The organism is Caballeronia udeis, from assembly GCF_001544555.2.
GTDB lineage: Bacteria > Pseudomonadota > Gammaproteobacteria > Burkholderiales > Burkholderiaceae > Caballeronia > Caballeronia udeis.
The window spans coordinates 1-17,974 of sequence record NZ_FCOK02000029.1 but is presented as its reverse complement, the minus strand read 5'-3'; the positions used below and the strand labels follow the sequence as shown (position 1 = coordinate 17,974).

Sequence of the window (17,974 nt, the reverse complement as noted above, 5' to 3'; positions counted from 1 at the left end):
CCACGCAATCGCGCAAGGAGCCGAAAGCACCACCGTAGTTGGTTTGATGTGAGCATGCCCGTGAACAACCCGGGTTACATACGTAGCCGATTTTTAGATGGGGCATTGCTCCTGGAAAAACTCCAGCGTAACGCGCATGCAGGATGAGGCTGGCCAGGCGCCAGCGGATAGAAGGTAGTGAGATGCTGGTATGTCTCACGAGCGCGACGAGCGGCTTCAGACCAGGCGCGTAGACCGGGTCAACGCAGTTGTGAGCAGCGATCGAAACCGGCCGCAATGCGCGCCTGCAGCGTGGCGTCGCAATAACCCACGCTCGCCACCCTGTGGCAGCATATCGGCCCCGCGCGGCGTCAAGGGTGCGCTGGCGCCAGGCTTCGCCTGCCCTTGACGCGGTTCAAGCCTGTGTCCGCACCGGGAGCCGCGTAACGACGTGGCCAATGACCTATCGGACGGTTCGTCAAAGACCTTGACAAATGCCTGCTCATAGAAGGGTTGATCCTGACGCCGGTATCGCGACGCACGCATCTGCCTTTTGCGCCGATTGGCTTTGCCTCGGTGGTGTCGATGATGCCGGGGGTCTTCGTGTTCAGAATGACCAGCGGCGTGCTGCAACTGCTCGCCGACGGCTCGCATGCGACTTTGAAACTCGTCGCGGCAACGGTCAACGATGGCCTGATCGCGATCACGATTATTTTCGCGATGGGTCTCGGCCTTGTCGTGCCAAAACTGGTCATCGATCTCTTGGCACAGAGATCGACGCGGGCAAAATCTTGATCTGCTGCTGGTCGGCTTGCTGTTTTTCAGTATGATCGCCGTGCCGGCCGATCTATAGCCCGTTATGCGGATTTCTCCCCCGAGACGAACGAGTGACTGGCTCTGCCACCTGCTCTCGCGCCTTAACAAGCGGGAGACGCACATCGGCCATGGCGACGCGAGGTCGCGCGGGACATCGCGGCATATCCGAAATCTTTGCGCCGATATGCACTCAATGCCGGTTTGCCGGTCAATAGGCTGCGCGCAGCGCTTCATCCGCGACCGCAAGCCGTGAAGCAATCGTCTTGACGAGAAAGCGATGGAACTGCTGCGCCGTTACGGGATCGTCCTGCTCGAGTGCAAGCAGCGTCTCAAGTGACAGGCGTCGGACACGCGCGGGCACTTCGGCGAGCACATCAGCGCTGCGCCGATTCTGCGTGTACACCGCCATTTCGCCGACCACCGTACCGGGCCCGAACGAGCGCAGCCGGACCGACCGTCCGTCCGCAAGCGGCAGCGATACGGCAACACGCCCGCGCTCAACGATGTACAGGGCATCACCCGGCTCGCCGCGAAGGAACAGCGGCTGCCGGGCGTCGAGATCGAGCACCTCCATGCATGCAGCCAGCCTTTCCAGGGAGTGTGGCGTGAAATGCGCCGCGAGCATTGCGCGGAAATTGTCCTCCTCCTGAGGCGGGGCAAGGACACCCGGTGCAAGCAGCTTGTCCTCGATCCATTCCAGGCCAGCATCCAAGGTCGCGAACTCGTGTATCCGGAGATTGAGCGTACCGGTTTTCCCGAGCAGCTCACGCGAGCGCGGCGGCAATCCCGTCAAGACCAGATCCGCGTCGATCGTTGCACAAAGCTGTCTGAGCTTAACGAAACTGACCGATACCGACGCGTCCATCCCGCTAGTGGCGGCAAAGTCGAGCACCACAAAACGGGCCGGCACGGGACTGCGCGTGGCTAGCCGTTCACGCACGCGCTGCAGGATCGAATTGGCCGTGCCGAAGAACAGGAACCCTTGCAGGCACGTCCCGCACACCTGCGTGCCGAGTTCGTGGAGTCGCTGGGTATCCTCGATGCTGCGCTCGACGTTCGATGTCCGGGTGCTGACATCGAACTCCATGCGCACGCAACTCACGCGGCCATAGAGCAACGCGAACATCACGCACGCGGCGACGACGCCCGCCACCACGCCAGTAACAACGCCATAGAGCGCGATGATGCCGAGAATGATCGGAACAAGGAGATATTCGTACCAGTTGAGCTTCCGGTATGCACCGACCAGCCACTGGATCAACAGGCGTAGTCCCATGAAGAGCTGGAGCCCGACCAGCACCGGCACGGGGAACAGCGCGACGAAGTCTGGCGAGACGACCAGCAAAAGCAGGCACGCGAGGGACGCGAACACGCCGGCCATCCGGCTTGTCGCGCCCGCGCGCGAGTTGAGCATCGACCGGTTGAACGATTGATAGCCGACCATTCCACCCAGCATCCCGCTCGCGAGGTTGGCGATGCCCGCAGCCCGCATTTCTCGATTCAGGTCGATATCCTCGCCTGTCGCCGCGCCGATCGCGGTCGAGTTCATCAGGATCGTGATTGCCGACGCTGACGTGACCACGAGCGTCTCCGGCAGGTGTGCACCGATGGCCGCCCAATCGACGTTGCCGTGCACGAGCGGTTCCGGCAGGTGAAACGCGGGAATCTGGCTCAAACGCAATCCCGCATGAGGAAGTAACAGTCCCATCTTGCGCGCGTCATCGATCGACAGGCCGTCGACGTGCAGCAGGAAGTAGAAAAGCGCGATACCGAACACCAGCACGAGCGGCAGCGCGGCCGCGTGCTTCCAGCTGCGCATCAGAACCGTAATAAGTGCCCCTACGAGCACGGCAGGCATCCAGGCGAGCCAGTGCAGATGCGTCAGGAACACCAGCGTGCGCCAGTGCAGCGGCTCGCCGGTCAGTACGCGAAACGCACCCGACAACAACAGGTAGCCCGTGCCGGCCAGGAACCCGCCTACAACCGGATAGGGCAGGAACTGCAACGAGCGGCTGCGCCTCGACGAACCAATCGCGTAAAGGATGGTACCCGTCACCACTGAACACAGCGCGATGGCCATCAGCACGGTCAACAGGACGGTCTGCGTCGATCCGCCGTCCGCTCGCACGCTGCTGGCAACGCCTGCCGCGACGCCCGCGAGAAACGCCGTCGCATTGCTGTCGGGCCCCGCGATGTTCAGGCGCATCGAACTCATGAGCGCGATGACCAGCGCGGTCACGACGCAACTGACGAGCGCGGTGGGCACGCCCAGTTCGGCATAACGGGCAAGATCCGCACTGAAGATCATCGTGCCGAGGCTCATTGCATAGCAGAGCATGACGAGCGTCGATACTGCGCCGCCAGTCAGGTCGCCGAGCAAACCGGAGAGGCGGGAGCTGGTGCGAACGCCGGAGGCTGAACCGGTCGTGTCTGGCTTCACGATACTCCCCGACGAATGCAGGTGGTCGTGCTTCGGACGTCGCTGGAAGAGCGATTTAGTATCCGCCGCGGGTTTCGGTCGTGTCAAATTGCTTACACCTGGCCGCGTGACGCCTACACTGTGTATTCACGGGCAAAGGTCGGAACAGGGAACAGCCCGTGTGGGTTCGATGCTGCAAATCGTGCAGTGTCAATTCGTCTGATTTCTGGTCAGGCGGACCGATACGTTTTGAGCAGCGAGGAGAACCGGGCCGCGTTGCGGCCCAACGAGGATCGCCGCTTCGGGAAACGGCTTTCGGTGACGGTCATGGATATTGAACGATGGCTGAGCCTGTTGGGGCTTGAGCAATACGCGCGCACATTTGCCGACAACGACGTCGACTTCGCGATGTTGCCCCGACTGACCGATGCGGATCTGAAGGAGCTCGGGGTTCATTCGCTTGGCCACCGCAAGCGCATGCTCTTTTCCATTTCCGAACTCGCCACGGCGGCGTCTTGCGCGACGCCGTCCGTGGTCGACGTGCAAGCGGATGAACGCAGACAGGTCACTATTCTGTTTGCTGACCTGTGCGGCTTTACTGCGCTGTCCCAGTCGCTCGATCCGGAAGAATTGCGCGACGTCGTCGGCCGCTATACCGCGCTTGTTGACGGTATCGTGCTCGCTTACGGCGGCACGATCGACAAGCACATCGGCGATGCCGTCATGGCGCTGTTCGGTGCTCCGCGCGCGCACGATTCCGATACCCTGCGCGCGGCGCGTGCCGCGCTGGATATTCACGACGCGCTGGCTCAGCTTAACGCGCAGGCGCCGCGTCCTTTGCAGGCGCACGTGGGAATTGCCAATGGTGAGGTTGTCGCGGGCGCGCTCGGCCGTGCCGACGCGCAGGACTACACGGTGCACGGCGATCCGGTCAATCTCGCTGCGCGGCTCGTGGCAGCGGCCAAGACCGGCGAGACCCTGGTTTCCGACGGCGTCCACCGCGCGCTTGGCGACTACGCAGTCTGCGATCCGGTCGGCGACATGCGCTTCAAGGGTATCGATACACCGGTGCGAGTATGGCGGCTGCACAGCATGGCGGGCGAGCCATTGACTGCCAGCCGCGGCCGTTTCGTCGGACGAAAGGCTGAACTCGAGCAATTCCATGGGATTGTCCGCGCATCTCTCGCCGGGCAAGCAGGCCATGTCGTGTATGTTCGTGGCGATGCGGGCATTGGCAAGACGCGGCTTGTCAATGAGATGCGCGGCGTCGCGCAGACGCAGGGGTTCGAGATCCATCGCGGCCTCGTGCTGGATTTCGGCGTCGGCAAAGGTCAGGATCCGGTGCGAGCTGTCATCGGCAGCCTGCTCGGCCTGTCGCCTACCGCAAGTGCCGTCGAGCTAGGCATCGCCGTCGAGCGTGTCGTCTCGGCCGGCGTCGTCAAGCCTGAGCAGATCGTGTTCCTCCATGATCTCCTGGATCTGCCGCAATCCGCTGAATGGCGGACCCTCTATGATGCGATGGCACACGCCGCGCGCAAACGCGGCAAGCAGGCGCTCATCGCGACGCTGACTGAAAATGCATGCCGGAACGGGCCGGTCATGATTGTCGTGGAGGACCTCCATTGGGCCGACCCGCAGGTGCTCGACGACCTCGCGGCCTTCGCCTCGGGCGTTGCCAACGGCCCGGGCCTGCTCGTGATGACATCGCGCGTGGAAGGCGATCCACTCGACGCCGCCTGGCGAACGCGCTGTCGCGGTACGCCGTTTGCCACCATCGATCTCGGGCCGTTGCGAAGAGACGAGGCATTGAGCCTGGCGGGAGACTTCATTGACGCCAGCCAGCGTGTAGCGCTCACCTGCATCGAACGGGCGGGCGGCAATCCGCTATTCCTCGAACAGCTCCTGCGCAACGCCGAAGAAGGTAGCGGTGAAGCTGTCCCCGCCTCGATCCAAAGCCTGGTGCTGGCACGCATGGATCGCCTGACCCTGCGCGACCGCCAGGCATTTCAGGCGGCTGCGGTGATCGGGCAGCGCTTCGACGTGGCGTTGTTGCGCCGGCTCATCGATGAACCCGAGTACGTTTGCGATGCTCTGGTCGCCAATGCGCTTGTGGTACCGGAAGGCGACGATCTCCTGTTCGCGCACGCATTGATTCAGGAAGGTGCCTACTCGACGCTGCTGCGAACACGCCGGCGCGAGTTGCACCGGCGAGCCGCCGACTGGTTCGCGGCTACCGACCCCGTGCTGTACGCCCAGCATCTCGATCGCGCCGACGATAGCCGCGCCCCGCAGGCGTATCTTGACGCGGCCGTCGCGCAACGCACGGCCTACTTTATCGAGGCGGCGGTACGCCTGATCGAACGAGGCCTCGAAATCGCGAAGAAGGACACGGATCGCCACGCGCTCATCTGCCTCAAGGGCGAACTGCAACGGGACCTCGGCGATATTGCGGCGTCGCTTGACACGTACCGGGCGGCATTGGCCGCTGCGCCGGACGAAGCAAGCGTATGCCGGTCGCAGCTCGGGCTCGCAGAGGGCTTACGGGTCAATGAAGGTCTTGCTGAGGCCCTCGTTCTGCTGGAAGCGGCCCAGAAGGTGGCGGAACGCGATGACATGGTGTCGGAACTCGCGCGCCTGCACCATCTGCGTGGAAACATTCTCTTCCCCCTCGGCAAGATCGAGGAATGCCGCGCCGAGCATGAGCGAGGGCTTTCGTATGCGCGGCGCGTGGGCGTTCCCGAAGCGGAGGCGCGCGCTCTCGGCGGGCTTGCCGACGCAGCCTACGCGCAAGGGCGAATGCGGACGGCTTTCGAACACTTCAGCCGTTGCGTTACGTTGAGTCGCGAACACGGCCTCGGCCGCATCGAGGTCGCGAATCGCCCGATGCAGGGTTTCAGCCGGATGTACCTCAACGAAGCGCAGCAAGCGCGTGAGGACGCGGTTGCCGCAGTGCGTGCGGCAACGCTCGTTGGACAGCCACGCGCGCAGATGCTGGGCGAGACGCTGGGCGTCTTTGCCTGCCTCGAAATGGGCGATGTGCAGGCGACCCAAGTCCATCTCGAGCAGGAGATGCAACTGATCCAGCAACTGGGAGCGCGCCGCTTCGAGGCGCAAAACATAGAGATGCAGGCGCGGGTGCTGCTTGATTGCGGCCGCCGGAAAGACGCCGCGAGCCTGCTGCATGAAGCGCTGGCGATCTGTGGCGAGGTGGGCATGCAGTTCAGCGCTCCCAAGGCAGTGGGCGCGTTGTGCCGTGCCGTGGAGGACGACGCCGAGCGTGCGCGTTTGCTGGCCAAGGGTGCAGAACTACTGCGTCTCGGGGCGGTTGGTCACAATCACCTGTGGTTCTACCGCGACGCCATCGAAGCGATGCTCTCGGCCGGCGACGCGTCCGGCGCGCTGCGCTACGTGACGGGCCTCGAGCAATATACGCGCGTCGAACCGCTGCCTTGGGCGGAGCTGTTCGCGGCGCGCGGCCGTGTGCTCGCCCTCTGCCTGCAAGGCCAGGTTGACAATGCCACACGGCGCGAACTCGAGCGCGTCGGCGCGGTACTTCGGGATGCCGGGTTCGAGAGTTACTTGGTCGCTATCAACGCGTTCCTTGCCGCGTAGCTGCAGTGTTTTCCCAGCCATCGCGGGCACTGCGATATGCGACAACGGACTGGTGACAGGCCCGTCATACGTGATCGGCTAATGCCGGACCGCAAACGGACGCTCATCAACCCCATCCGAGCGGCTGGAACGGGTCCAGGTTGTGTAAAAACGCAACGCCGACGCATTCACGGTTTCACCGCAACGTCTATGGATTCGAGGTAGCGACGAACTACGTAACACATACCTGCCGATGAAATTCGCAAACCACATTACGCTGGGCTTTGCCCGGTTCAGGTGGGATGCGAATGGAGACCAGGGACGCTTCGACCGCTGTACCGTCGTGCTGCCTGATGTATTGGTGCCGGATGGCGCGCAGGCAGAGCATCTGGAGGTGTATAGCGCGGCGCTGCTATTCAGCGGTGGCATAAAAAAGATGCTGGCTGCGAAGCGGCAAATCAACGAAAAGAAGCCAGAAAAGAGGCCTGTTCGTGATGCAAACGCATGCACATTACCCATAGAATTTCGTTATGCACCGTCACGCGTTCGATACCTGTCGGATCGCTTTCTCACACACGGATTTCTGGTTGATTCAGCATGACACCGCTTGCACGGCACTACGTCCCAGAACAACCGCAGCACGTTATCTTGCAGGGGCTCACGGGGCCCGCATTCCTGGACGAAGGAGACTACCTGTACTTCCTCGCCTGCCTGGCAGACGCAGCGCGCGTCGCCGATCTGGCAGTCCATGCGTGGGTACTCATGCCTGACGCGGTACAGTTCCTCGTCACACCTTCATACGCGTCGAGCGTGGCCATGGCGATGCAGGCGGTCGGCCGTCGCTACGTCGAGACCTTCAACCGCCGCCATGGACGCCGCGGTTCGGTGTGGCGTGGCGGTTACTGGGCAACAGTGATTGAGCCCGACCGGTATTTCCTGCTCGCGAGCCAGGTCATCGATCAGGCGCCGGTGCGCAAACGCCTTGTGGCAGAGCCGGGCAACTACCATTGGTCTAGCTTCATGCATCACATCGGGCTGCGTGTCGATAGCTTCATCAAGGACCATCCACTCTACCGGACGCTCGGCAATACACCGTTCGAACGCCACCAGGCATATCGCGATTTGGGCGCACAACCCCTTGACGAACTTGAGGTCAATAACCTGATGCAATCGACGCTCAAGGGCCGGGTGCTCGGCAGCGCCGCGTATTGCGAGTGGGCGGCGCAGACAGCCAACCGGCGTTTGATGCCCCTGCTGCTGCGCGACCGGCCGCCCAAGGTTCGCACGACAGGCGCCCTCGCACACGTGGGCTAATCACAAGAAAAACAAGCAAGGAAACCTTGCTCGTTGTCGAGATGCTACGCCAGGTCAGACCGTTCCTGAAGCGCTCGATGGTAGCCGCGACGCGCTCTGCGGGAAGCTCAGTGCGGTGTTGGCGAAGCCCGGGTTGCAACTCGACTACGACAGCCCCGACATCCGCAAGATCATCGTGTTCGGGGATATTGCCGTAGTCCGGCTGTTCTGGACGCTTACTGCGCAGATGCGTGGCGAGTCGAGCGTGAGTACGGAAGCGGGGATGGACATTTTCAAACGGCAGCCCGATGGCAAGTGGTCCATTGCCCTGTTCATCTCGTTCAGCGCGACGCCGAACAAAGTCCTTCAGTAAGCGGTCGTTCGCTGTCCAACGGCCGTTCGCTCGTGCACGATCATTGATCGCTTGTCGACCGCCTTTCAGTCATCGGTAATGGCAATGTGTGGCCAAAACCTCGCGAATCCGAATAGAACGCCGATTGCAAAGACGAGCTTGAATTTGCCCTGTACGGGCGGTGTTCCACGGCGAGATCAGCCTTGCCGAATCCCGACGTGCTTCAGGTCGATCTCGGTATTGCACCGCTGATTGACGGCCAAGTCCCGGCTTTTCGGCTCGCGCTTCGACGCATGCACGCTTCCATCTCATGCGCCGGCAGTGGCGGGCTGAACAGGAAGCCCTGTGCCTCGTCACACCCCATCTGGCGCAACAGGTCCAGTTGCGCTTCATCTTCGACGCCTTCAGCCACCACTCGCAGCCCGAGAGCATGCCCCATCGAGACGATGGCACGCGCGATCGCGGCATCGTCTCCGTCGATCGCCAGGTCGCGCACGAACGAACCGTCGATCTTGAGCATGTCGACCGGGAAGCGCTTGAGATAGCTGAGACTCGAATGCCCGGTCCCGAAATCGTCGAGCGCGATGCGCACGCCCATCCGCCTGAGACGATGCAGCACGTCGATCATCTGCGCCGGATACTGCATCACCACGCTTTCGGTCAGCTCGATTTCGAGTCGCGTGCCCGGCAGGCCAGCTCGTGCCAGCGTGGCCGAAACATGGTCGAGGAATTCCTGGGGCTTATGCATCTGCCGGCCCGATACATTCACCGCTACCGGCAGCGCGGGCAGGCCCGCATCCTGCCAGGCACGGGACTGCGCGCAGGTGCGGGTGATGACCCATTCGCCGATCTGCACGATGAGGCCGTTCTCTTCCGCCGCAGCGATGAAGTCGCAGGGCATGACCAAGCCGCGCTGGGGGTGGCGCCAGCGCAGCAGCGCTTCCATGCCGACCAGCTCGCGGAGCTCCAGATGGATACGCGGCTGGTAATGCAATTCGAACTCGCCGAGCGTAAGCGCCTGCCGCAGCGCGCCCTCCAACTCGAACTGCACGCGTGCGCACTCACTCATCTCGGGCGCGTAGAAACGAACTCCGTTGCGGCCTTCTTCCTTGGCGCGGTACATCGCCACGTCGGCGTTCTTCAACAGGCTGGCCACGTCCTCGCCATCTGCGGGGCAGATCGCCGCGCCGATGCTCGCGCTCACGAACAGCGTCTGGTCCTCCACCACGACCGGCTGCTCGATGGTCGCAAGAATCTTGGCAACCATCGAGTTCACCGCGCCGACCTCCGTGATCCCGGTCAACAGGATCACGAACTCGTCGCCGCCCAGGCGTGCGACCGTGTCGGATTCTCGGACCGCCTCCCGCAACCGCTTGGCGATCACCTTCAGCAGCGCGTCGCCGACGCCGTGGCCGAAGGTGTCGTTGACGTGCTTGAAGCGGTCGAGGTCGAGGAACAGCAGCACCAGCAGTTCGCCTGCGCGATGCGCGTGCGCGGCCAGCACCTCGACGCGGTCGGCGAGCGCCGTGCGGTTCGGCAGGCCGGTCAGCGCGTCGTGATTGGCCATGTATTCGATGCGCGTCGCGTGCGCCTCGAGACGGGCACGGTACTCCATGCTGGCCATCGCCTGCGTCGTGAGCGGTGCGAAGCGTTCCAGCATGTCGACGTGGTGCCTGTCGAAAAACGCGGCGCGTGAATGGGTGAACACGAGCACCGCACAGCGCGTGCCGGTGCGCAGCGGCACGTGGATGGCCGATCGCACCCGTTCGCGCACGGAAGGCGGCTGCGCCTGCCATTCGGGCAGGGCGGTGACATCGAACGCCGAGACGATCTTGCCGGTGGCCACCCGCCGAAGCATGTCCTCCGCCGTCCAGTTGCCCCCCTCGAATTCACGGCATGTCGACTGCGTCACTTCGAAGCGATCGCTACCCTCGTCCGCCTGCATCAGGAACGCCGCCTCGAACGGCACGAATCGCTGCAGCACCGTAGTGAGCTCGTCGAACATCTGGCGCGTGTTCTCCGCGCGGGTGAGCACCCGCAGGCCCTCGAGCAGGCCTTCGGTCTGGAGACGCATCTGGCGCTCGTGCGCGCGTGCGCGATCCAGATCGATCAGCGCCTCGCGCAACTCCTCGGCGGAGTCGCGACTCTGCGAGTCCGGATCCGGGATCCTGTGGGGCGGAGGTCCAATGGGGCGGGACACTAGCGTGAGAACACGATCGACGAGACCATCAGGTTGCCGTGCACGCTCTCGCGGCCGACCACGCAGCCTTGCTCACCATAGGTGAAGCCGCCGAGAAAGGGCTTGCCGCCGAGCGACGCGTTAAGGCCGCTGACCACCCGGGGCATATCGTCCATCACCGTGCGCAAGCAGCCGGCGCAATACACCACGAGCGCACCGAGCACATCGCTGCGTTCAACACTATCGAGTTCGAGCGCAGCGCTGGTGACACGAGCCGCCCGGGACACCAGGCTTTCGCGCGAACCGGTCATGAGCCAGATGTCCTCGCCCGCGTGTACCTCGGTGAACAGGCTCAGACCACCGTCCTCGGTCACGGCGTCCAGGTGCGACAACTGGTAGTAGGCGATGCGTTCGACCGTACCGGCGACCCGGCCAAGAGGGGCAAACGAGGTCATCGTCACGAGATTGCCGCCGCCGAGCATCGAGGAGATCAGCCCGCCGGTCCATTCGTTGTAGACCTCGGCAGCCGGCCGGCCGTCGATCTGATGCAGCACGCGACCGGTGGCGGCAGTAATATGGCCGCGTTTTTCGGTCGGTGAATATCCACTCTGGAATGACGACGACATGCGGTGGCTGGAGTACAGCACGCTGATGGCAATGGCGTCATCGTTGGCCGTCTGGCGTGTCAGCACGCTCCAGCGCCCGGTGCCTTCGTTGTCGCCCGCAGTGCCACCGAGCACCGGGACGGAGTTGCCCAGCACCTCGCGGATACCCGCGAGCACGGCCTCTTCGCTGCCGGGTGCCGCGCTGATCCACACCATGTGCGGCGCCTCGCCCGGCCGGCCCGCCTCGGCCAGCGCTTGTTCGAGCGCCTGCACGGCGGCGCGGCTGGGATCCGGCTGGAGCGATGCGATACCGACACCGAACGCGCCTTCGGGATCGCGCAGACCCCACAGGCCCAGGGCCCGGCCATCGACGCCGTGGAAACCCTCCTCGGTCATTACGGCAGCACAACTCGACGTGGCGTGCACCCGCACTCCGGGCGGCAGCGCACGCACTGCCGCCAACAACTCGGCCGCAGGATAACGTTCCGTGTGGAAGGCCAGTAGCAGGGAGGCATCTCCACTCAGCTTCGCGCGTAGCTGCAGGTAAGCGGTTTCGAAAGCGAGGCGCGGATCGGGTTCCGTGCTCCAGGCGGTGGCGATGGTCATTGGGTTGTTCCTCGTCGAGTTCAGGCTTGCCCACGCGGACTTAAAATTGACCCGGGGTGTGGACCGGTCTGAATGCGAGCCGGTTGTGGATAACTGAATCGTCCCCGGGAATTCCGGAGAATATTTTGCCTGAGTCACGCCCCATGATGGACCCCGTGAGTTGCTCATAGTAAGGAGCTTCGGCCTCGGCCGGCGGGATAAGGTGATCCACCGACCTGTCGAAGATTTCGTGGTACGTGAGGAAATCTACGGCTTTCATACTCGATCTCCTGGCACGAGATACGGTTTGTACGTGTCCTTATAAGGGATATCGGCACCGCGCCACCCTCTCTTTATCGCGATTAACCCGAAGTGGGGTTCAGTTGATTTAAGAAGTCTGATCCTCATGCCAGAGGCCTACGTGTCCCACGCATTCGAAGCGATGGAGCAACTACGTACGCTCCTCGCCGTGCCAAGTGTCACAAGCGAGCAAAGTGACATGGGTGACATGCACTTTTCGGGCATTGTCAAGTTATCGGGTCGGTCACGTAAGATGGCGCGATGAAGCAACCGAAATCCCTTTATCACGGTCACCGTTTTCGCTCGCGTTCGCGGGTCGGTTGATGACTGTTCTCTGCGCGGTTGTTTAGCCGAGCCGCAGCTTTGACGAACACGCGCTTCACCTAACTCGCAGCCCGGTTCGTTGCATGGGGCGAATTCGCCGAACTCGCCCAAAATCTGTCGACTACTTTCTGACAGTCGTCACGTCTGCCGTCATGCCGCCTCACTCTTGGCAAGTTGACAATGCCCTGGGAGGCTCTACTTCTCGTGATTGAACGAGCGCGCCCGCTGAGCCCCTTGCCCGCTCCGATTTCGAAAACGCGTCTAAGGTTAATGCCGGCGATGCCGTTAACGCAGTCAGCGGATGTTTGTATTTTCGATCTGACTCCCCGTGCTTCATGGTGGCAAGCTGCCTTGCACCAGGTAATTCGAGCGCGGAGCCGTCATACCGGGTGACTGTTGTCGCGAATAGTTTGTTTCGATAAAAAGGCGCTGAAGCTGATCTTGGCGAATGCAGGAAGTTTCCTCGCTTGTGGACTGCTGGCGGCAGGAGCCGCTACGAGCGTCTTCGCCGACTCGAAATAGCCCTTGCTGCGGTTGGCGACCTGATGCTCGAGGCAAGTTAAAGGTGGTTTGATGCCATTTGAATCAGTAAGCAAAAATATCGATGCATTGGTTCCATTGCGAACGCTGTTCAACCACGCTCGACGCAAGAATCTTGTACCGGCAGTTGCGTTCGCAGGTATTTGCCTTCTCGTTTGTATTTCGCAACTAGCCCGGGGTATGCCGCTGTCGTCCGCTGGACAACCCGCTTCGGCCATTACCTTATCCCTCGCCGAAACGCAGCTGATCATCGCCAAAGCGACGCTCCACGGTGTTCCGTGGACCGGGCCTGAATCGGGGCCGCCTGCTCAACCCGGCAAGAGTATTGCTTTCATTTCGGAAGATCTGCGCAACGGCGGGATCCTCGGCGTCGCACAGGGGGTGCGTGAGGCAGTACGGACGATGGGCTGGACGCTCAAGATATTCGATGCCGGCGGTACATCAGCCGGCCGCCTGACGGCGTTCGAACGAGCAATGGCGTCAAAGCCGGATGGTCTTATTCTGTGTGGCGCCGACGCACAGAACAGCAACCCGGAGCTGGCACGAATTGCAAGCCGGGGAATTCCGATCGTTGCGTGGCATGCTGGGTCAACGCCGGGTCCTATCGCCGGTACTCCCGTTGCAATGAACGTGACGACCGACCCCGTCGAGGTCGCTCGCGTCACTGCCTTGGGGGCGGTGGCGCAGTCGAACGGTCATGCCGGGGTTGTGATCCTGACGGACTCCAGGTTTGAAATTGCGGTAACCAAGTCGAATGTCATGGCGGACATCATCCGGGCCTGCAAAGGGTGCACATTGCTGGAGGTGCGCGACGTCGCCATTTCAGAAAGTGCTGAGAAGATGCCGGCAATAACAAAGGCGTTACTCGCGCGATATGGCAAGCGCTGGACCGATGCGCTTGCGATCAATGATATCTACTTCGACTATGCCGCTCCTGCGCTGACCAAAGCCGGCGTGCCAAGCAGCGGGCTAAGCTTGTTGTCGGCCGGCGACGGAAGTGCCTCCGCGTTTCTGCGCATTCAGGCGAAAACATATCAAACCGGTACTGTTGCTGAGCCGCTCAATCAACAAGGGTGGCAACTGGTGGACGAGTTGAACCGTCTGTTTGCAGGCCAGCCGGTCAGCGGCTTCGTGGCACCGGTTCACCTGGTCAACGCCGACAATATTGCGTTCGATGGTGGCGAGCGCTTTCAGTACGACCCTAAGAATGGCTATAGGGACATCTATCGGCGCATCTGGAAACGTTAGGGGTGGCCTTGACTCACATCGTCGCGCGCGTGTTCCACCGCATGATGCCGAAATCGCTGCGCGGCCAGTTCGCCCTTGCGCTTTCAGTGTTGGCGCTGCTGATCATTGCGGGCGCCATGACGGCGGTCTACACGCTGCGTGCGTCGAACAGCGCTGCGCAACAACTGACAGAAGAACGGCTGGTGCGCATGCAAGATGTACAGGACCTGCTAGAGCACACGGTCTTGATAGAGCGCGCAACCTATCAGTTGCTGGCCACCGAATCGCTCGACGCGATGCATTCGAGTTACGCCGACATCGTTGTGCGGTTGAACACGCTCGATCATCTGGTGATGCGCGTGGGTGCGTTCAGCGAAGATGTAGACGTGCTCGACTTGCAGCAGTCGAGCCAATTGTTTCGCAGTACCGCCAATATTGTGGCGCAACTGCGCGAGAGCACCCTGAGAACCAAAGTCGATTTTTCCCGGACGCTAAAAACGCGTATCGCGAGCCTTCAGGCGGCTCACACGCGAGAGGGTTTTGCGCTGGCGAATGTGCTTTATCGTCTCGACGGCGCGAGCCGCATAGAGGACGTGACGCAACTGCGATTCCAGTTCGAGAAGGAGCTTAAGGCGGCAGGCAGTTTGCCTAAACCTTTGCGAGCCAAGCTTGACGATTTTGGATCGAGGAAAGCTGACAGTATTGATCCCGATCCGCAGGATCCATTCTCGCTACGCATGAGGCTTATCAAGGATAACGAAAGGCTGCTGCGCTTCCACGATGAGTTGCAGAAGCAATCGATCGCACTGGTTTTAGCTGCACGGCGGCAATCCAGCTACTTTACGCGGGACTACCGGGAAGCGGTGCAAGCGCTTGTCGGTGTCTCGAATCGCAATCAACAATGGGTGCTGGCCATACTCGTCTGCAGCCTGACGCTGGCGTGGCTGATTGCGTACTTGTTCATGGGGCGGCACGTACTTGCACGGCTGCGCGGCATTAGCAAGCATCTTCGTCGGCAGTCGGCAGAGGACACAACCGTGACGGGGCCGTTGACCGGCACAGATGAAATAGGCGAGATGGCGAACGCGGTGGGGCAATTGCTGAAGGACCGCAATCAACTCAAGCAGAGAACAAGTGAATTAAGCGTTATCAAAGAAAGACTGGGTGCGCAGAATGCCGACTTGCAGCGCGAGGCAATCGTTCGCTCGCAAGCGGAGCAGGAAATTGTTGCCCTGATGACAGAACAAAAAATCATTCTCGACCACATTGGCGTCGGCATCGCCTTTCTCGCGGATCGCCGCATTGTCCGATGCAACCATTCGTTTGCCACCATGTTCGGCTATCAAATTGATGATCTGACGGATGTCTCGACCGATCGACTGCATCCGTCGAAGGATAGATATCAAGAGGATGGCGATGCGGCGTCTGCTGCGGTCGAAATGGAAGGCGTACACGCCGTCGATATACAACTGAAGCGGCGGGATGGAACGGTTTTCTGGGTTGAACGGACCCTGATCGCAGTCGATCGTGGCGACTTGTCCAAAGGCGCGATCTGCGTGGTGCACGACATTGACCAGCGCAAAAGAGCGGGGGTTTTGCGGATCGAACAAGGTCGGGTCCTGGAGATGATCGCGATGAGCACGCCACTCGACAAGGTTCTGGACAGCCTCGCGCGCCTTGTCGAATCGCAATTGACCGGAATGACCGCCTCCATCCTGCTTCTCGACGTGGATGGAATACATATGCGCCATGGTGCTGCACCAAGCCTTCCAGACGCGTACATCCAGGCCATCGACGGCGTTGCAGTCGGCCCGAAGGTGGGCTCTTGCGGTACAGCAGTACATCGAGGCGAGCCCGTGATCGTTACCGATATCATGCAGGACCCGCTATGGGAAGACTATCGGGCCCTGGCTGGCACTTACGGGTTTCGCGCCTGCTGGTCGACCCCTATTCTGTCGCATCACGGCAAGGTCATGGGGACGTTTGCGTTGTATGCCAGGGAAGTACGCAAACCGGCCCCGATCGAGACCCAGATGATTGATATCGCTACCCGCATTGCGGGCATAGCCATAGAGCGCAAAGACACGGAAGACAGCATTCGACACATGGCACTTCATGATGCGCTGACTGGCTTGCCAAACCGCGTACTGCTGGAAGAGCGCATTCGACAAGCCTTGCTTCACAGCGACCGCGACGGTCGCGGGGTAGCAGTCGTGTTTATCGATCTCGACCAGTTCAAACTGATCAACGACAGCCTGGGCCATAGCGCCGGCGACGAACTGCTTAAAACGGTGGCCGACCGGATGGTGAAGTGCGTACGAAGTATCGATACGGTCGCGCGCCTGGGCGGCGACGAATTTGTGATTGTCCTGTTCGATGCGCCTGACAACATGGACGGCATCGCGCACACGTTGCAGAGAATCCAGGACGTGATCGGGCAGCCCCTGCAGATTGGCGCCCAGAAACTTCAGGTCACATGCAGCGTGGGGGTAGCAACCTACCCTGAAAACGGGACGGACATAGATACATTGCTCATGAATGCGGATGCCGCAATGTATTCAGCCAAAGAAATGGGGCGAAATAACTACCAGTTCTACGCGAGCGAGATGAATGCGAAGGTTCAAGAAAAGCTCGTGCTGCAGGATGGATTGCACAGGGCAATCGAGCACAGTGAGTTCTTGTTGTTGTATCAACCACAGGTCGATTTAGGCTCTGGCCGGATCACGGGTGTGGAAGCGCTAATACGTTGGCGGCATCCCGAGCTGGGCGTGATTTCACCGGCCAGGTTTATTCCGCTAGCTGAAGAAACCGGTTTGATCGTCCCTATCGGCGAATGGGTGCTTCGAACGGCGTGTGCGCAAAATAAAGCTTGGCAGGAGGCGGGGCTGCCGTTGATCCGCATGTCGGTCAACGTATCCGCCCGCCAATTCGCTGAAAAAAACCTGATTCATCGCGTGGCGAGAGCCTTGGCGGATAGCGCTCTGGATGCCTGCCATCTTGAACTGGAACTGACCGAGAGTCTCATCATGCAAGACGTGCCGCAGGCAATCGTAAAGATGGAGGCGCTGCAGACCATGGGCGTCCAGATGTCAATTGACGACTTCGGAACCGGCTATTCCAGCCTGAGCGCATTGAAGCAATTTCCTGTGTGTCGTCTGAAGATCGATCAGTCCTTCATTCGTGACATCTCGACAGACCCGGATGATAAAGCGATCGCGATGGCCGTCATATCTCTGGGCCACATGCTGAACCTGAAAGTTATTGCAGAAGGGGTCGAAACTGAACAGCAACTGGCTTTCCTGCGCGAGAACGAATGCGACGAAGCACAGGGGTATCATTTTGGCAGACCCGTTTCATCTGATGAGATTGTGACACTGCTCCACCGATCTGAGAGAACGCGGTCGGTCATCAATATCGAAGCCAGACAGGGCAGGTATAAAACGACGTAAAGGGTTGTGTCGCGATAAGATCGAAAGGGCAAAAAAATCTTAGTTGATACAGATTCCTAAATCATCAGAGAATAGAACTGAGCGGCAGATGTTCGCGCGACACCTCCGTCCGTCATTTGGCCTTTCCTGATCATGTGTATTTATATGACCGCGTCCCGTTTGCGCTGGGATGTATCCATATGTGACCGGCTACCGGTCGCGGATCTGGATTCTTGAAGAAATCATCCGGCACGCGCGATCGCATCCGCAGGTATGGTTCGCGCCACAGGGACGTCGCGCAGCGGGCGCTTGAACACGCGCGATAGACCGGCAACC

The 17,974-nt window shown here is 61.0% G+C and carries 10 protein-coding genes and 1 pseudogene; 7 read left to right on the top strand and 4 right to left on the bottom strand.

Translation table 11 applies throughout. The features are described 5' to 3' along the window. The first annotated feature begins 492 nt into the window (after positions 1-492). Entirely contained in the window at positions 493-774 is a 282-nt protein-coding gene (locus AWB69_RS20670; protein WP_062088132.1) for a threonine/serine exporter family protein, read from the top strand. A 229-nt stretch (positions 775-1,003) separates the two neighbouring features. On the opposite strand, the gene AWB69_RS20665 is transcribed toward AWB69_RS20670, so the two are convergent. Then, positions 1,004-3,235, bottom strand: coding sequence for a SulP family inorganic anion transporter (locus AWB69_RS20665; RefSeq protein ID WP_062088131.1), 2,232 nt, complete (start codon positions 3,233-3,235; stop codon positions 1,004-1,006). Positions 3,236-3,541: 306 nt separating this feature from the next. Between AWB69_RS20665 and AWB69_RS20660 the strand changes: the two genes are divergently transcribed. From AWB69_RS20660 to AWB69_RS20645, 4 genes are all read left to right on the top strand, one after another. Then, entirely contained in the window at positions 3,542-6,826 is a 3,285-nt protein-coding gene (locus AWB69_RS20660; RefSeq protein WP_062088259.1) for an adenylate/guanylate cyclase domain-containing protein, read from the top strand. A 232-nt stretch (positions 6,827-7,058) separates the two neighbouring features. Continuing rightward, positions 7,059-7,406 (top strand): hypothetical protein, encoded by a 348-nt coding sequence (locus AWB69_RS20655; RefSeq protein WP_062088130.1) that lies wholly within the window; start codon positions 7,059-7,061, stop codon positions 7,404-7,406. Beyond that, positions 7,403-8,119: a transposase gene (locus AWB69_RS20650; RefSeq protein WP_062088129.1), complete on the top strand. Its 717-nt coding sequence runs from the start codon at positions 7,403-7,405 to the stop codon at positions 8,117-8,119. Before AWB69_RS20655 ends, AWB69_RS20650 begins: the two co-directional genes overlap by 4 nt. Before the next feature lie 115 nt (positions 8,120-8,234). After that, positions 8,235-8,471 (top strand): DUF4440 domain-containing protein, encoded by a 237-nt coding sequence (locus AWB69_RS20645; protein ID WP_062088128.1) that lies wholly within the window; start codon positions 8,235-8,237, stop codon positions 8,469-8,471. Between the two features lie 202 nt (positions 8,472-8,673). On the opposite strand, the gene AWB69_RS20640 is transcribed toward AWB69_RS20645, so the two are convergent. The 3 genes and pseudogenes from AWB69_RS20640 to AWB69_RS45925 all read right to left on the bottom strand — a co-directional run. Further along, entirely contained in the window at positions 8,674-10,575 is a 1,902-nt protein-coding gene (locus AWB69_RS20640) for a putative bifunctional diguanylate cyclase/phosphodiesterase (RefSeq protein WP_062088126.1), read from the bottom strand. Between the two features lie 74 nt (positions 10,576-10,649). Beyond that, positions 10,650-11,840: an FIST signal transduction protein gene (locus AWB69_RS20635; protein ID WP_062088124.1), complete on the bottom strand. Its 1,191-nt coding sequence runs from the start codon at positions 11,838-11,840 to the stop codon at positions 10,650-10,652. Positions 11,841-12,415: 575 nt separating this feature from the next. Then, positions 12,416-12,502: pseudogene (locus AWB69_RS45925) on the bottom strand (IS6 family transposase); the annotation flags it as partial. 661 nt (positions 12,503-13,163) lie between these two features. On the opposite strand from AWB69_RS45925, the gene AWB69_RS20625 reads away from it, so the two are divergent. Next, positions 13,164-14,231 (top strand): substrate-binding domain-containing protein, encoded by a 1,068-nt coding sequence (locus AWB69_RS20625; RefSeq protein WP_062088120.1) that lies wholly within the window; start codon positions 13,164-13,166, stop codon positions 14,229-14,231. An 8-nt stretch (positions 14,232-14,239) separates the two neighbouring features. Beyond that, the gene (locus tag AWB69_RS20620; protein WP_156528914.1) at positions 14,240-17,659 is read left to right on the top strand and encodes an EAL domain-containing protein; all 3,420 of its coding nucleotides are present in this window, start codon (positions 14,240-14,242) and stop codon (positions 17,657-17,659) included. The last annotated feature ends 315 nt before the right edge of the window (positions 17,660-17,974 follow it).